We start from the raw sequence: 14774 nt of genomic DNA, 5'->3' as shown, positions 1-14774 counted from the left end.
GATTGAAATGGCAAAGCAGACAACAGGAAAGACACGCTACGCCAGCGCATTGCTGCTGGCCGGCGTGGTGCTGGGCGCGGGCGCCAGCACCGCCTATGTGGTCATGGGCAAGGACGGGCCGCCCGAAGCGGTGAAGGTGGTGCTGGGCGACGGCAAGAGCGGCCCGGCGGGCATGGCCTGGGTACCCGGGCGCGAGTTCCTGATGGGCAGCAGCCACAAACTGGCCCAGCCCAATGAAATGCCGGCGCACAAGGTATCCGTCAGCGGCTTCTGGATGGACGTGAACGACGTGACCAACGCGCAGTTCCGCCGCTTCGTCGAGGCCACCGGCTACGTCACGACGGCCGAGCAGAAGCCGCGGTGGGAAGACTTGAAGGTGCAGTTGCCGCCTGGCACGCCGCGCCCGGACGACAGCCTGCTGGTGCCCGGCGCCATGGTGTTCGTCGGCACCGAAAGCGAGGTCTCGCTGCGCGACTATTCGCGCTGGTGGCGCTATGTGCCCGGCGCGAACTGGCGCCATCCGCAAGGACCGGGCAGCTCCATCGCCGGCAAGGACGACCACCCGGTGGTGCAGGTGTCGTACCAGGACGCCATGGCCTATGCCAAATGGGCGGGCAAGCGCCTGCCGACGGAATCCGAATGGGAAATGGCCGCGCGCGGCGGGCTGGAGCAGGCCACCTATGCCTGGGGCGAGGAGCTGCTGCCGCAAGGCAAGGCCATGGCCAATATCTGGGACACGCAGCAACAGCAGCCGTTTCCGGTGGTGAAGGATGAAAAGGTACAGGTCGGCACCATGCCGGTGGGCAGCTTCTCGCCCAATGGCTATGGGCTGTACGACATGGCCGGCAACGTCTGGCAATGGACCGCCGACTGGTACCGCGCCGACGCCTTCAAGATCCAGGCGCAGTACCGCCAGCCGCCCGCGGATCCGGCAGGGCCGGCCGACAGCTACGACCCCGACGACGGCATCGTGCCGCCGGCCGCGCCCAAGCGCGTGACGCGCGGCGGCTCGTTCCTGTGCAGCGACACCTATTGCATCAGCTACCGCACCAGCGCCCGGCGCGGCACGGATCCGATGAACGGCATGTCGCACCTGGGATTCCGCACCGTCATGACGCCCGCGCAATGGAAACTGGCCCAGACAGCCAGGAACGGCATCGCCAGCCGCTAGCCCGCATCACGCAGGAGAGGAAATGCCGATGAGCAACCGCGACAGCATTCTGGAACTGGAGCGCGCCATGGCGCGCGCGGTGCTGGGACAGGCCGCCGTCATCCGCGAGGTGCTGCTGGGCCTGTTGGCCGACGGCCACCTGCTGCTGGAAAGCCTGCCGGGGCTGGCCAAGACGCGCACCGTCAAGACGCTGGCGCAGCATCTGGCCGCGGCAATGAGCCGCATCCAGTTCACGCCCGACCTGCTGCCTTCGGACATCACGGGCGCAGAGGTGCTGCAGCAGGACGCGCAGGGCGCCAGCCGCATCCAGTTCCAGCAGGGGCCGCTGTTCGGCAACCTGATCCTGGCCGACGAGATCAACCGCGCGCCCGCCAAGGTGCAGGCCGCGCTGCTGGAAGCCATGGAGGAACGCCAGATCACCGTGGCAGGCACGACCCACCGCATGCCGCAGCTGTTCATGGTGCTGGCCACCCAGAACCCGATAGAGCAGGAGGGCACCTATCCCTTGCCCGAAGCGCAGATGGACCGCTTCATCATGAAGATCGTGCTGGACTACCCCGACCCCGCCAGCGAAAGGCAGATGCTGGCCATGCTGCGCGGCGAGTCGCGCCAGGACGCGGAACCCGCCGGCGCGCCGCTGAGCCAGGAGGACCTGTTCGCCTGCCGCGCCGAGGTTGATCGGGTGCACGTGTCCGAAGCGCTGGACCGGTACCTGGTGGACCTGGTCAACGCCACCCGCCACCCGGGCGGGCATGATGCCGACCTGGCGCGCTGGATCCAGGTCGGCGCCAGCCCGCGCGGCGCGATCGCGTTGGACAAGGTGGCGCGCGCCCACGCCTGGCTGGCGGGGCAGGACTATGTCTCGCCCGATGATGTGCGCAGCGTGGCCCGGCCGGTGCTGCGGCATCGCCTGCACCTGTCGTATGACGCGGTCGCCGACGGCGTCTCGGCGGACCAGGTGATAGACAAGCTGCTGGACACGGTCGCCGTGCCGGTCTGAGCCCGCCATGCCTTCCGCCGCTCCTTCCCCGGAAGTCCAGGTCCACATCAAGGACCTGATGGCGCTGGAACCCGCCGCGCGCGGCCTGGGGTTCTTCAGCCGCCAGCCGGTGCGCAGCATTCTGGCCGGCCAGCATGGCTCGCGCCTGCGCGGGCGCGGCCTGGACTTCGAGGAGCTGCGCCGCTATCTGCCCGGAGACGATCTGCGCCAGCTGGACTGGCGCGCCTCGCAGCGGTTGGGCAAGCCCTATGTGCGAACCTACAGCGAGGAGCGCGACCGGCCTGCGCTGGTGGTGGTGGATCAGCGCATGGGCATGTATTTCGGTTCGGTGCGCAGCTTCAAGTCTGTCGTGGCCGCGCGCATCGCGGCGCTGTCGGCCTGGATGGCCTATCTGGCGGGGGACCGCGTGGGCGGCCTGGTGTTCAGCGATGCGGGCATCGACAACGTGCGTCCGCTGCGCAGCCGCGAACGCATCCAGGCCCTGTTCGCCGCCATTGCGCGGCGCAGCCAGTCCATGGGCGCGGACCAACCCGATGTGGACGCGTCCGGACGGCTGAACGAAGCGCTGCAAGGGGCGCTGGCGCACGCGCCGCACGATTGCCTGGTCTGCCTGATCAGCGATTTTGCCGGCGCCGATGACGCTACCTTGCGCCTCTTGCGCACGCTGGCCGCGCATAACGATGTGGTCGCAACGCTGGTGTATGACCCGCTGGCGTTGCGCGTTCCCCTGAGCGGCCGGCTGGTGGTGACGCAGGGCGAGCTGCAGGTCGAAGTCGCCGCGGATCGCAAGCAGGTACGCGAGCCGCTGTCGGACTTCTTTTCAGGACGCCTGCACGACGTGGCCGAGCTGCTGCGCCGCAGCCGCGTGCCGCTCTTGTCCATCGATACGGCGGACGACACCGTGGCGCAGTTGCGCCGCGAGCTCGGCCGCCAGGCCGGTCTTGCTCAAGCCAGGGGCCGGGCATGAACGCTGACGCCACCCCGTCCATCGAACAGCTGCGTCAGCTGCCGCTGCCCGAGCCGGTCAGCTACTGGCCGCAGACCTGGGGCTGGTTGGTCGTGCTGGCCGTGGCGCTGGCGCTGGCCACATGGGCCGCGTGGCGGATGGCGCGCCGCCACCGACGCAATGGCTACCGCCGCGCAGGGCTGCGCATGCTGGAAGCGCTGCGGCGCGAAACACAGGCGGATCCCCTGGCCGCACGCGCCTTGCCGGATCTGCTCAAGCGCGTCGGCCTGTCGTCGGTGGCGGCAGCGGACCGCGACCGGGTCGGCGCGCTGCAAGGCGCGGAGTGGGTCGCCTTCATGGATGCCGGCGTGGCCGTGTTTCCGCCCGACGCGGCCGTGCTGCTGCGCGCGCTGGCGTATGCGCCGCCCGAGACCTTGCGGGCCATCGACCCCGCGCGCGTGCGGACCTTGTTCGCCGCCAGCCGGCAATGGATGGAGCGTCACCATGTGGCGGCTTGAATATCCCTGGCTGCTGGCGCTGCTGCCGCTGGGCTGGCTGGCGTACCGCTATCTGCCGCCGTATGTGCAGCGGCGCAGCGCCGTACGCATTCCATTCTTCGAATCGGTGGCGCGCAGCACCGGCCAGACGCCGCAGCGCCCCGGCGTGCGCGGCGACCGCTGGCAACTGGCCTTGAACGCGCTGGTGTGGCTGCTGCTGGTCCTGGCGCTGGCGCGGCCCGAACGGGTCGAGCCGCCGCTGGAGCATCGCCAGCCGGTGCGCGACCTGCTGCTGGCCATCGATATCTCGCAATCCATGGAGACCGAGGACTTCGTGGCGCCGGACGGCCGCCGCGAGGACCGCTTGAGCGGCGTCAAGGCCGTGGTGGCCGATTTCATCGACCGCCGCAAGGACGACCGGCTTGGACTGATCGTGTTCGGCACCGCCGCCTATCCCCAGGCGCCGCTGACCCAGGACCATGCCACGCTAAAGCTGCTGCTCGGCCAGGTAAGCACGCGCATGGCCGGGCCCAATACCGCCATCGGCGATGCCATCGGCGTGGCGATCAAGCAGTTCGAGCATGCCGGCGAACACGACCAGGTCCTGATCCTGCTGACGGACGGCAACGATACCGGCAGCGCCGTGCCGCCGGACCGCGCCGCGGCCATGGCGGCCGCGCGCCATATCGTCGTGCATACCGTGGGCATAGGCGATCCGCAGGCGCAGGGCGAGGAGAAGGTCGATTTCGACGCCTTGCGCGCGATCGCAGCCAAGACCGGGGGCCGCTTTTTCCAGGCGCAAGACCAGACGTCGCTACGGCAGGTCTACGCCGAACTGGACCGCATCACGCCGCATGAGGTGCGCGAATTGCGCCACCAGCCGAAGCAGGATTTCTTCTGGGTGCCGCTGGGCCTGGCGCTGTTGCTGCTGGCCGGCTGGCATCTAGCGGCGGCGCTGGGCGGCTGGCGCCGCGGCGGCAGGCCGCAAGGGGATGCGCGCGTGGAGGAGGGCGGATGGAAATCGACCTGAGCGCCTTCCATTTCCTGCGCCCCTGGTGGCTGCTGGCGGTCGCGGCCGCGGCCTTTGTGCTTTGGCGGCGGCGCGACGAGGACGGCCGGCTCGGCTGGCGCAGCAACATCGCGCCGGCACTGCTGCTACACCTGACGGTGCGCACGCAGGGCAGCCGCGGGCCGCGGCCCGCGCAACTGTTGGCCGCCTTGCTGGCGCTGGGCGGCATCGCCGCTGCCGGGCCGACGTGGCAGCAGGACCGCCCGGCCTTCCTGGACAATCTTGCGCCCCTGATCGCGGCGGTCGACCTGTCGCCCTCGATGGACGCGGCGGATCTTCCGCCCAGCAGGCTGGAAGCCGCCAAACGCAAGCTGCGCGATCTGCTGAAACGGCGTGCAGGCGCCAAGACGGGCCTGATCGCCTACGCCGGCTCGGCGCATCTGGTGTTGCCGCCGACCGACGATCCGGCTTTGCCCGACATGTTCGTGCAGGCCCTGTCCACCGGTCTCATCGCCGCGCCCGGCAAGGATGCAGCGGGCGCGATCTCGCTGGCCGCGAGCCTGCTGCAATCGGGCGAGGCGGGCGGCACCCTGCTGCTGGTGACGGACGGTGCGGACACCGGCCAGCTGGCCGAAGTCGAGCGCCTGGCGCGGGCCAATTCCTTCCAGATCCTGGTGTGGGCGGCAGGCACGCGCGATGGCGGCGTGGTGCGCGACGCCCGCGGCCAGCCGCGCCTCGACGCGCAGGGCCGGCCCTTGCTGGGCAGTTTCGACGAGGATGCGCTGAAACAGCTGGCGCAAGCCGCCCGCGCGCCGCTGGGCAGCCTGACCCTGAACGACGACGACCTGGACTGGGTGACGCTGCATGCCGAACGGCACTTCCAGGAGGTGCAGGACGCGGACAAGCCGCTGCACTGGAAGGACGCCGGCTATTGGCTGTGCTGGCCGCTGGCGCTGCTGGCATTGCTGGCGCTGCGGCGCGGCTGGAACATCAACTGGACGGCCTGCCTGCTGCTCGCCGCCACGGCTACGCTGCATACCCCGCGCGCGGAAGCAGGCGCGCTGGCCGACGCCTTTTTCACGCCCGACCAGCAGGGCCGCTGGGCCTATGAACACAAGCGCTATGCCGAGGCTGCCGCCTTGTATGCCGATCCTTACTGGAAGGGTCGCGCCGCCTATGACGCCGGCGACTATCAGGCGGCGCTGGCCGCATTCGCCAAACTGGACACGCCCGAGGGCGACTTCTATCTGGGCAATACCCAGGTCCGTCTGCGCAGCTACGACGCCGCGCTGGCGGCGTACGATCAGGCGCTGCGCCTGCGGCCGGATTTTCCCGAGGCGCGCGAAAACCGCGAACTGGTCGCCAGATTGATCGCCGCCGCCGAAAGCGAGCAACAGGACGACGACTCGGAGAAACCGGACGAGACCCGCGTGGACAGCGACAAGGGCGCGGGCAAGATGATCCGCACGCAGGCGCCGCAAGCCGCGTCCGACGAGGTCTGGCTGCGCAACCTGAGCCTGTCGCCGGCCGGCTTTCTGAAGCAGAAATTCGCGATCGAAGACGCACGCAAGGCCGCGCCGGCGCAGGGGAGGCAGCCATGATGCACCGCCATGCCGCGCTGCTGCGTTGCCTGGGCCTGCTGCTGTTGCTGCAACTGGGCCTGTGCGCCGGCGTGGCGCGAGCCCAGCAGGCGGATGGCGGGCCGCAGCTGCACGCCGAGGCGCGCATGGCGGCATCGGGCGACCTGATGGCTGGCGCCACCGCCATCCTGCAGGTGGACGTGTTGACGTCGACCTGGTTCACCCAGCCCCCGCAGATGCCGGCCCTGGACATCCCTGGCGCGCTGGTGTCGGGGCCGTCAGGGCAGGCCACCATCATCCGCGCCACCATCGGCGGCGTGGCCTACAGCGGATTGCGCTACGCCTATCTGGTCAGTCCCGAGGCGGCGGGCGACCTGCGCGTGCCGGCCATCCGGGTCAGCGCGCAGGTGGGACAGGCGACTGCGCCCCTGGTTGCGCAGACGCGCCCGTTCGAGGCGCGCGCCGCCGGACCGCCAGGCGGGGCAGCCGGTCATGTCCTGGCGGCAAACTCGGTCCAGGCGACCCAGCAGATCCGCTATTCGGCCGAGCCTCCCGCCGTCGGCGACCACGTCAGCCGCGTCATCACCGTGCAGGCCCAGGGCGCCCAGGCCATGCTGATCCCGCCGCCTGCCGCGGCCGCCGTGCAGGGCCTCAAGCTGTACCCGTCCGAACCCGAATTGACGCAGATGTCCGACAGCCGCGGCGGTTTCCTCGGCGGACAGCGCATCGACCGCCTGGACTATGTGATCGAAAGCGGCGGCGCCCATGAACTGCCGGCGGTGGAAATCCGCTGGTGGAACGTCGCGGCCAACAAGGAAGAGCGCGTCACGCTGCCCGCGCAACGCTTCGAAGCGCGGGCGGGCGCCGCCTACCAGGCGCCATTCTCGGTCGAACAGGACCTGCGCGACATGGGCCGGCAAGTGCAGGTGCGCGTTCCGGGAGGATGGCTGGCGCTGGCCGCGGGCGCGGCGCTGGCGGCGTTGGCCTGGTGGCTGGGTGCGCCCTGGTTGCGGCGGACATTGGCCCGCCTGCGGGCCGGACTGCGGGCGCGGCGCGAACAATGGCATGCCTCCGAACCCTATGCGGCAATGACCTTGCGACGCTCGCTGGCGCAGCCCCAGCCGCGCATGGACGCGCTATACGCATGGCTGCGCCGAGCTTGCGGCGCAGCCACGATCGCGCAGGGGACGGCCGGCCTGGACCCGGCGCTGCGCCAATCCGCAGACGATGCGCTGCGAGCCTGCTATGGCCGGGAGCCAAACGCGGCGCGCGGCTGGCGCGGATTGCGCGGGATGTTCCCGCGTTGGCGCCGTGCCTTGCGCGCACCGGTACGAGAGGGCGGCGCACAAGACCTGCCTACGCTGAATCCCCGTTCGGCCGCAACATCGCGCGGACTTGCGGGCATGCCGCCCGCCGATACTCCAGGAGATCTCCCATGACGACGCCTTTGCTTGCCCGCCGCTGGTTCGCGCTGCTGCTCCTGTTGCTCCTGGCCGGGCTGGCGCGCGCGCAGACGCCGCTGCCTTCCTGGAACGAAGGGCCTTCGCGCCAGGCCATTCTTGGATTCGTGCAAGCCGTCACGACGGAGGGCAGCCCGGACTATGTAGCGCCGGCCGACCGCATCGCGGTGTTCGACAACGACGGCACGCTATGGAGCGAGCAACCTCTGTACTTCCAGCTGATCTTCGCGCTGGACCAGGTCAAGGCCATGGCGCCGCAGCATCCCGAATGGTCGACCGAGCAACCCTACAAGGCCGCGATCGAAGGCGACCGCCAGGCGCTTGCCGCCTCGGGCACCGAAGGACTGCTGAAGATCGTGGGCGCCACCCATACCAACATGACGACGCAAGCCTTCGGCGCGGAGGTCCGGCAATGGATCAAGACCGCCCGCCATCCGCGCTTCAAGCAGCCGTACACCAGCATGATCTATGCGCCGATGCTGGAGCTGCTGGACTATCTACGCGGCAACGGCTTCAAGACTTACATCGTGTCGGGCGGCGAAGTGGAGTTCATGCGGGCCTGGGCGCAGGACGTCTACGGCATTCCGCCCGAACAGGTGATAGGCACCACGTTCGTCACCGAGTTCCAGATGCAGGACGGCAAGCCCGTGCTGATGCGCACGCCCAAGCTCGACTTCAACGACGACGGCCCGGGCAAGCCCGTGGCCATCAACAAGTTCATCGGCCGCCAGCCCATATTCGCCTTCGGCAATTCCGACGGCGACCTGCAGATGCTGCAGTGGACGGCGGCCGGCAGCGGCAAGCGCTTCGCGGGCCTGGTGCATCACACCGACGCCCGGCGCGAATGGGCCTATGACCGGGATTCCAAGATCGGCAGGCTGGACCGCGCGCTGGATGAAGCGCAGCAAAAGGGTTGGGTAATCGTAGACATGGCAAAGGAGTGGAGAAGGGTATACGCATTTGAAACACAGTGATTCGTTTACGTGACTGGGAACCGCCCGCGAGGGTCAGGAGAAAGCGATGAACGCAAGAAAACTGTTGAGCGCGGCGCTCTTCGCCGCAACAGGCCTCATGGCACTGGCAAGCGCGCAGGCGCAGACCCAGGCGCCTGCGGCCAATCAGGGCCAGGCGGCGCCATCGGGCAAGAAGCCGAACATCCTGGTGATCTTCGGCGACGACATCGGGCAGGCGAATATCAGCGCCTATGCGCACGGCGTGGTCGGCTATCAGACGCCCAATATCGACCGCATCGCCAAGGAAGGCGCGATGTTCACGGATTACTACGCCGAGAACAGCTGCACGGCAGGCCGCTCGTCCTTCATCACGGGTCAATCGCCACTGCGTACCGGCTTGTCCAAGGTCGGCGCACCCGGCGCGACGGTCGGATTGCAGAAGGGCGACATCACCATAGCCGAGGCCTTGAAGTCGCAGGGCTACAACACGGCGCAGTTTGGTAAGAACCATCTTGGCGACCGCGACGAATACTTGCCGACGCGCCATGGCTTCGACGAGTTCTTTGGCAACCTGTATCACTTGAATGCCGAAGAAGAGCCCGAACGCCCGTACTGGCCCAAGGACCCCAACGATCCCTACGTGAAGAACTTTTCTCCGCGCGGCGTGATCAAGGCCACGGCCGACGGCAAGGTGCAGGACACGGGCGCCTTGACCACCAAGCGCATGGAGACCATCGACGACGAAACCGTTGGCGCCGCTATCGAGTACATCGACAAGCACGGCAAGGAAGACAAGCCGTTCTTCGTGTGGATGAACACCACGCGCATGCACATCTACACGCATATCCGGCCCGAACACAAGGGCAAGAGCGGCATGCCCGGCAATGACTACGCCGATGGCATGTGGGAGCATGACCAGGACGTGGGCAAGCTCTTGAAGAAGCTGGACGACATGGGCATCGCCGACAACACCATCGTCGTCTACACCACCGACAACGGACCCAATGCCTTCACCTGGCCGGATGCCGCCACTACGCCATTCCGCAGCGAAAAGGACTCCAACTGGGAAGGCGCGTTCCGCGTGCCAGCCATGGTCCGTTGGCCTGGCAAGATTCCCGCCGGGGAAGTCAAGCGCGGCATGGTATCCGGCATGGACTGGTTCCCGACCCTGCTGGCCGCCACCGGCGACGCCAACGTGAAGGAACGGCTGCTGGACGGCTGGGCGCCGCAGGCCGGCGGCACCAAGTTCAAGGTGCATCTGGACGGCTACAACCAGCTGGGCTATTTGACTGGCAAGCAGGACAAGAGTGCGCGCGACGAGTTCTTCTACTTCAACGACGACGGCCTGCTGGTAGGCATGCGTTGGGGCGATTGGAAGGCCGTGTTTTGCGAACAGCGCGCGCCGGGGAACTTCAACGTCTGGCAGGATCCCTTCGTCTGCCTGCGCGTGCCGAAAATCTTCAACCTGCGCATGGATCCGTATGAGCGTGCCGACATCACCTCGGATCAGTACAACGACTGGCTGGCCAAAAACTCCTACCTGACGGCCATCGCCACCATGAAGGCGTCAGCGTTCCTGGAGACCTTCATTACCTATCCGCCCAGCCAGCGGCCGGCCAGCTTCAGTGTGGACCAGGTGCAGGAGCGGGTGAACAAGGCTATGGAGAAACACTTCGAAGATATGGAGAAACAGAAGTCGAAGTAGCCGGTTCCGGCGCAAGCCGGGACAGTACCGGGCGGCGCCTGTCGCGCCGCCCGGCAACGCAGCAGGAGCAGCATGATGGGCATGGGGGCAAGCGAGGCAGCGATGCAGGGACATGATGTGGACGACAAGGCGGCGCAAGGGCGCGCCCTGACGGCGGTCCGGCCGGCCGCGCTGCTGTTCCTGTCCGGAACGGCGGCCCTGGTGTTCCAGGTGCTGTGGATCAAGCAGTTGTCGCTGGTGGTGGGCGTGGAGGTCAGCGCCATCGCCGGCGCTGTCAGCGCATTCTTCCTGGGCCTGGCGCTGGGCGGCTGGTTGTTGGGCCGCAAGGCGGACCAGTTGCGGCGCCCGGTACGCTTCTACGCCATGCTGGAAGCGGGCGTGGCGCTGTCCTGCATCGCGGTGACGTGGCTGCTGGCGCGCAGCGCCGCCGCCTTTGTCGCGGTCGAGGCCCATAGCAGCCTGGCGGCCTGGCTGGCGGTAGGGCTGATGCTGGCCGTCCCCGCATTCTTGATGGGCGGCACCTTGCCGGTGCTGCTGCGCGCCGTGAGCCGGCAGCAGGGCGCGGACGTGAGCCGCTCTGGCGGGGCGATGTATGCCGCGAATACCTGCGGCGCGATCCTGGGCGCATTGCTGCCCGCGTTCTTCCTGATTCCGCGCTTCGGCGTGCAAGGTGCGGCGCTGGCCGCGGCCTCGCTCAACGTGCTGGCGGCGCTGGGCGCCTGGATGCTGGACCGCAGGGCAGGCGACAGCGCGGCGCCCGCCGACAATCCGCAGGCCGCTGCGGCGCCCTTGTCGGGCGAGGCGCGCCTGGCCGTGGCGCTGTACGCGGTGGCTGGCGCGGTGGCGCTGGGCTACGAAGTGATCTGGTCGCAGATGATCGTGCCCTTCATGAGCACGCGTGCGTTCGCCTTCGCCATCGTGCTGGCCACCTATCTGGCCGGGCTGGCCATCGGCGCGGCGCTCTATGCGCGCTGGGCCCATCGCGTGCGCAATCCCTGGCCGGTGTTCGGCTTCCTGATCGCTGGCGCAGGCCTGATCGCGGTGCTGGAGGTGGCCTTGCTGGGCAAATGGCTGATCGTGGCCCAAACGCAGGCGGAAGCGGCGGTCTACCAATGGACGGGCAGCGGCTTTGCCGGCATGTGCGCGCGCTTCGCGGTAGCGGCGGCCAGCCTGGTGTTGGCGCCCACGCTGCTGCTGGGCGCGGCGTTTCCCGCCGTGCTGCGCATCGCGGTGGGCGACCGGCAGGTGGGGCGGGAAGCCGGGGCCGTGCTCGCCTGCAACACGCTGGGCGGCATCGCGGGCACCTTGTTGACGGGATTCCTGCTGTTGCCCGCCCTGGGGCTGGTACGCACGCTGAGCGTGCTGGCGGCCATCGCCGCGGCGGTGGGCGCCGTTGCCGCCTGGCGCGGGCGTGCGGACGGCCGCGCCGCCACCGGGTGGGCCACCGGCATCGCGGGCCTCGCCACGCTGGCGCTGATCGCCACGCTGCCGGCAGACCAGTTTGCGCGGCTACTGCCTGGGGCGAGCGGCGCGGGCCTGGTGTTCTACGAGGAAAGCCATGGCGGCACCGTGGCCGTGGTCGAGCGCGCCGGCAACGGCAACCGCTTCCACCGCCTCTACATCCAGGGCGTATCGAATTCGGGCGACGCCATGCCTTCGCTGCGCTACATGCGGCTGCAGGCGCTGCTGCCCTTGATCGTGCATGCGGGCGAACCCAAGTCCGCGCTGGTCGTGGGCTATGGCACCGGCATCACGGCGGGCGCCTTGTCGCAATACCGCGGGCTGGAAAAGCGGGCGGTCGCCGAGCTGCTGCCAGCCGTGCTGCGCGCCGCGCCGCACTTCCAGGGTACGTTCCAGGCCGCCACCGATCCTGGCCTGGACAAGCGGCTGCGCGACGGACGCCGCGAGCTGCAGGCCAGCGCCGAACGCTGGGACCTGATCACGCTGGAGCCGCCGCCGCCTTCCGCCGCGGGCGTGGTGAATCTGTATTCCCGCGACTTCTACCAACTGGCCGCAAGCCGGCTGGCGCCGCAAGGCATCGTGGCGCAATGGCTGCCGCTGCCCACGCAGAACGAAGACGACACCCGCGCGCTCATCGCCAGCTTCATCCAGGTGTTTCCGCATGCCCAGCTCTGGACCAGCGAACTGCATGAAATGCTGCTGCTAGGTTCCATGCAGCCGCTGACGCTGGACGCGGCCCGCATCCAGGCGCGCTACGGCCAGCCCGATACCGCTGCCGCGTTGCAGGCTGTGGGCGTGCCATCCGCCGCCGCCTTGTTGTCCACCTGGGTCACGGACCGGGAAGGCCTGGCGCGCTTTGCCGGCAATACCCCGGCCGTGACCGACGACCGCCCGGGCATCGAGTACGCGAGCTGGGTCCGCCCGCGCGAAGTGGCGCGCGTCCTGCCCGCGCTGCTGGCCCTGCGCAGCGAACCGCCGCTGACCGGCGCGTCCAACGCGCTGCGCACCGACATGGAACTGGAGCGGGCGCGGCTCGACACGTTCTACCGGGCGTCGCTGGCGGCCTATGTGGGGGATCGTGAGACCTGGGGCAGGGAAATGAACAAGCTGGCGCGCGATGATGGCGGCAACGCCTACTACCGCTGGTTCATGCCCAGCGCCAGGCAGTAGGGCTAACTACATATGCGCCGCCATGGCGCGACCCCGTGGGGCGAGCAATAGCCCGCGCAGGGCGTCGCCATCGACATGCCGCTCTGGCAGCGCAGGTCCGGCGCCCGTTCGCCATAGGGCACCATGCCCTGGCAATCGCATGAGGCAAGGCCGGCGCCGGACGGCAGTTTCTTGGGCAGCTCCGGCACAGCGGCGCGTTCGGCCTTGGCCTTGGGCGCGGGCGGCGGCGCTTCGTCGTTCGCATCGGCGCGCTCGATCACGCCCCGGACCTTGGCCGTCGGCATGCTGCAGGCTTTGGCAATGGCATTGACCGTGCGGCCGTCGTTGGCCATCGCCACGATCTTCTTGTCGCTGCAGGCCGCCTCGGCGCGCGGCGCGGCGAGGACCCACAGCGCAAGCGCGGCCGCCAGGAAAATACCGGGACTGGTCAGTGTCATTGCACGCCTCCTGCACCCATGCCCGAATGAGGAAGTACGGCGTAGTCTGGTCAGGCGAGAGGGTTCTGGCCAAGAGCGTAGTGCCGGCTATTTGGGGGTGTCAACGCAGCCCGATTGCCTAATACTTCTTGCGTAAGCGGGCTCGGCGCCGGCGCTATTCCTAAGCATGAGGCGGCTTGGTGCGCGCGCCATGATGCGCGGGCACCAGCCCCGGCGCGATCAAGCTGCCGCGAATTCCGGATGCAGACCCGCCGCGAACGGATGCGCGACGATCTCCGATTGCGCCTGCGCGCGGGCCGCCTGCAACGCCTCCGCGCCCCGCGCCGTGCCCTGCACCGAAAAGAACGTCACGTTCTTCAGGCCCATCGTGCCCAGCACGTGCCTAAGATAAGGCGTGAGAAAGTCCGGCTGGCTTTGCCCGTCGCAGCCGAAGTCGCCGCCGGACGAGATCGCCACGTATACCGGACGGTCCTCCAGGCTGCCTTCCTTGCCGCGCGCCGTGATCTGGAAGGTGCTGCGCACCCGCACCACGTGGTCGATCCAGGTTTTCAACGATGCCGGCACGGTGAAGTTGTGCATCGGAGTCGCGATGACGACGTGAGTCGCGGCCTGCAGGGACTGGATCAGTTCGGTTGAGCGGCCCAGCGCGCCCCGATTCTCGCGTCCGTCCGTGGGGTCCTGGCGCGCACTCAGCGTGGCGGCGTAGTCGGAGTCGACCAGGGGCAGGGCGGTCGCGTCGACGTCGACCACGGCCGCGTCGGGCGCGGCGGCGGTGAGTTGGTCGACGATGGCTTGCGACAGGCGATAGCTTTCGGAGGCGCGGCCACGCGGGCTGCAGATGATGCGCAGGATATTCATGAGGCGGAGGTTTCCAGGGATTTGCTGAATCGGATGGCGCTGGTCAACAGACCGGCGCGGAAGTAGAAGCGTTGGGCCAGGGCGTTGCCCAGGCCGGTGTCGAGCACCAGGCGGGCGCAGCCGTGGCCGCGCGCGGCGGCGTCCAGGGCTTGCAGGAGCCGGGCGCCCCAGCGTTCGCCGCGGCGGCCGTCCGCCACCACCAGGTCGTCCACGTACAGAAAGCGGCCGTAGATCAGGTTTTCCTGCACGCGGTAGCCGGCCAGCGCGACGGCTTGGCCATGGTCCATGGCGGCCAGCAGCCGGTAGCCGTCGGCGCGCATGCGGCTCACGCGTTCGACGAAATCGGCTTCGTTTTTCAGATGGGGCCTGAGCTCGCGCATGAGCGGCAGGCAGGCCCTCAGGTCCTGCGGGCTTTCGAGGTGTTGCATAGTGGCGTCGGTCATGGATGCACTGGCGGTGTCAGGGTTCAAGTGCAGTCATCTTAGGAGCCGCATGCCATAATTAGAAGGGCCATAAATTGAATTCTG

13 protein-coding genes are annotated in these 14774 nt (G+C 68.6%); 10 read left to right on the top strand and 3 right to left on the bottom strand.

The window, feature by feature from the left end; genetic code table 11:
• Positions 1-7: 7 nt before the first annotated feature.
• The 10 genes from IB257_RS03645 to IB257_RS03600 all read left to right on the top strand — a co-directional run bounded on the left by IB257_RS03645 (position 8) and on the right by IB257_RS03600 (position 12952).
• Positions 8-1171: a formylglycine-generating enzyme family protein gene (locus tag IB257_RS03645; RefSeq protein WP_054454307.1), complete on the top strand. Its 1164-nt coding sequence runs from the start codon at positions 8-10 to the stop codon at positions 1169-1171.
• A gap of 28 nt (positions 1172-1199) precedes the next feature.
• The gene (locus tag IB257_RS03640; protein ID WP_192491884.1) at positions 1200-2171 is read left to right on the top strand and encodes a MoxR family ATPase; all 972 of its coding nucleotides are present in this window, start codon (positions 1200-1202) and stop codon (positions 2169-2171) included.
• A 7-nt stretch (positions 2172-2178) separates the two neighbouring features.
• Positions 2179-3138, top strand: coding sequence for a DUF58 domain-containing protein (locus tag IB257_RS03635; RefSeq protein ID WP_192491883.1), 960 nt, complete (start codon positions 2179-2181; stop codon positions 3136-3138).
• The gene (locus IB257_RS03630) at positions 3135-3635 is read left to right on the top strand and encodes a DUF4381 domain-containing protein (protein WP_192491882.1); all 501 of its coding nucleotides are present in this window, start codon (positions 3135-3137) and stop codon (positions 3633-3635) included. The genes IB257_RS03635 and IB257_RS03630 overlap by 4 nt, the downstream gene beginning before the upstream one ends.
• Positions 3622-4644 carry a VWA domain-containing protein gene (locus IB257_RS03625; RefSeq protein ID WP_175180964.1) on the top strand — a complete coding sequence of 341 codons (1023 nt, stop codon included), beginning with the start codon at positions 3622-3624 and terminating at the stop codon, positions 4642-4644. Before IB257_RS03630 ends, IB257_RS03625 begins: the two co-directional genes overlap by 14 nt.
• Positions 4629-6224, top strand: coding sequence for a VWA domain-containing protein (locus IB257_RS03620; RefSeq protein WP_192491881.1), 1596 nt, complete (start codon positions 4629-4631; stop codon positions 6222-6224). The genes IB257_RS03625 and IB257_RS03620 overlap by 16 nt, the downstream gene beginning before the upstream one ends.
• Positions 6221-7642: a BatD family protein gene (locus IB257_RS03615; RefSeq protein WP_192491880.1), complete on the top strand. Its 1422-nt coding sequence runs from the start codon at positions 6221-6223 to the stop codon at positions 7640-7642. The genes IB257_RS03620 and IB257_RS03615 overlap by 4 nt, the downstream gene beginning before the upstream one ends.
• Positions 7639-8637, top strand: a complete 999-nt coding sequence (locus tag IB257_RS03610; RefSeq protein ID WP_192491879.1) for an HAD family phosphatase — start codon at positions 7639-7641, stop codon at positions 8635-8637. The genes IB257_RS03615 and IB257_RS03610 overlap by 4 nt, the downstream gene beginning before the upstream one ends.
• Before the next feature lie 46 nt (positions 8638-8683).
• Positions 8684-10321, top strand: coding sequence for an arylsulfatase (locus IB257_RS03605; RefSeq protein ID WP_175180961.1), 1638 nt, complete (start codon positions 8684-8686; stop codon positions 10319-10321).
• 75 nt (positions 10322-10396) lie between these two features.
• Positions 10397-12952, top strand: coding sequence for a fused MFS/spermidine synthase (locus IB257_RS03600; RefSeq protein WP_192492146.1), 2556 nt, complete (start codon positions 10397-10399; stop codon positions 12950-12952).
• A 2-nt stretch (positions 12953-12954) separates the two neighbouring features.
• Here the strand turns inward: IB257_RS03600 and IB257_RS03595 are convergent, their stop codons facing one another.
• From IB257_RS03595 to IB257_RS03585, 3 genes are all read right to left on the bottom strand, one after another.
• Positions 12955-13389 (bottom strand): hypothetical protein, encoded by a 435-nt coding sequence (locus IB257_RS03595; protein ID WP_119449217.1) that lies wholly within the window; start codon positions 13387-13389, stop codon positions 12955-12957.
• A 219-nt stretch (positions 13390-13608) separates the two neighbouring features.
• A complete protein-coding gene (locus IB257_RS03590; protein ID WP_054454329.1) occupies positions 13609-14247 on the bottom strand; it encodes an FMN-dependent NADH-azoreductase in 639 nt (212 codons plus the stop codon).
• Positions 14244-14690: a GNAT family N-acetyltransferase gene (locus IB257_RS03585; RefSeq protein ID WP_054454331.1), complete on the bottom strand. Its 447-nt coding sequence runs from the start codon at positions 14688-14690 to the stop codon at positions 14244-14246. The genes IB257_RS03590 and IB257_RS03585 overlap by 4 nt, the downstream gene beginning before the upstream one ends.
• Positions 14691-14774: the final 84 nt, after the last annotated feature.

This window comes from Achromobacter sp. ACM03 (genome assembly GCF_014851665.1).
GTDB lineage: Bacteria > Pseudomonadota > Gammaproteobacteria > Burkholderiales > Burkholderiaceae_B > Achromobacter > Achromobacter aegrifaciens.
This window is presented reverse-complemented; position numbering and strand designations above follow the sequence as displayed.

What these genes read in the sequence shown, in the direction of transcription:
- IB257_RS03645 (WP_054454307.1), top strand. Translation starts at nt 8, where the DNA reads ATGGCAAAGCAGACAACAGGAAAGACACGCTACGCCAGCGCATTGCTG.
- IB257_RS03640 (WP_192491884.1), top strand. Translation starts at nt 1,200, where the DNA reads ATGAGCAACCGCGACAGCATTCTGGAACTGGAGCGCGCCATGGCGCGC.
- IB257_RS03635 (WP_192491883.1), top strand. Translation starts at nt 2,179, where the DNA reads ATGCCTTCCGCCGCTCCTTCCCCGGAAGTCCAGGTCCACATCAAGGAC.
- IB257_RS03630 (WP_192491882.1), top strand. Translation starts at nt 3,135, where the DNA reads ATGAACGCTGACGCCACCCCGTCCATCGAACAGCTGCGTCAGCTGCCG.
- IB257_RS03625 (WP_175180964.1), top strand. Translation starts at nt 3,622, where the DNA reads ATGTGGCGGCTTGAATATCCCTGGCTGCTGGCGCTGCTGCCGCTGGGC.
- IB257_RS03620 (WP_192491881.1), top strand. Translation starts at nt 4,629, where the DNA reads ATGGAAATCGACCTGAGCGCCTTCCATTTCCTGCGCCCCTGGTGGCTG.
- IB257_RS03615 (WP_192491880.1), top strand. Translation starts at nt 6,221, where the DNA reads ATGATGCACCGCCATGCCGCGCTGCTGCGTTGCCTGGGCCTGCTGCTG.
- IB257_RS03610 (WP_192491879.1), top strand. Translation starts at nt 7,639, where the DNA reads ATGACGACGCCTTTGCTTGCCCGCCGCTGGTTCGCGCTGCTGCTCCTG.
- IB257_RS03605 (WP_175180961.1), top strand. Translation starts at nt 8,684, where the DNA reads ATGAACGCAAGAAAACTGTTGAGCGCGGCGCTCTTCGCCGCAACAGGC.
- IB257_RS03600 (WP_192492146.1), top strand. Translation starts at nt 10,397, where the DNA reads ATGGGCATGGGGGCAAGCGAGGCAGCGATGCAGGGACATGATGTGGAC.
- IB257_RS03595 (WP_119449217.1), bottom strand. Translation starts at nt 13,389, where the DNA reads ATGACACTGACCAGTCCCGGTATTTTCCTGGCGGCCGCGCTTGCGCTG.
- IB257_RS03590 (WP_054454329.1), bottom strand. Translation starts at nt 14,247, where the DNA reads ATGAATATCCTGCGCATCATCTGCAGCCCGCGTGGCCGCGCCTCCGAA.
- IB257_RS03585 (WP_054454331.1), bottom strand. Translation starts at nt 14,690, where the DNA reads ATGACCGACGCCACTATGCAACACCTCGAAAGCCCGCAGGACCTGAGG.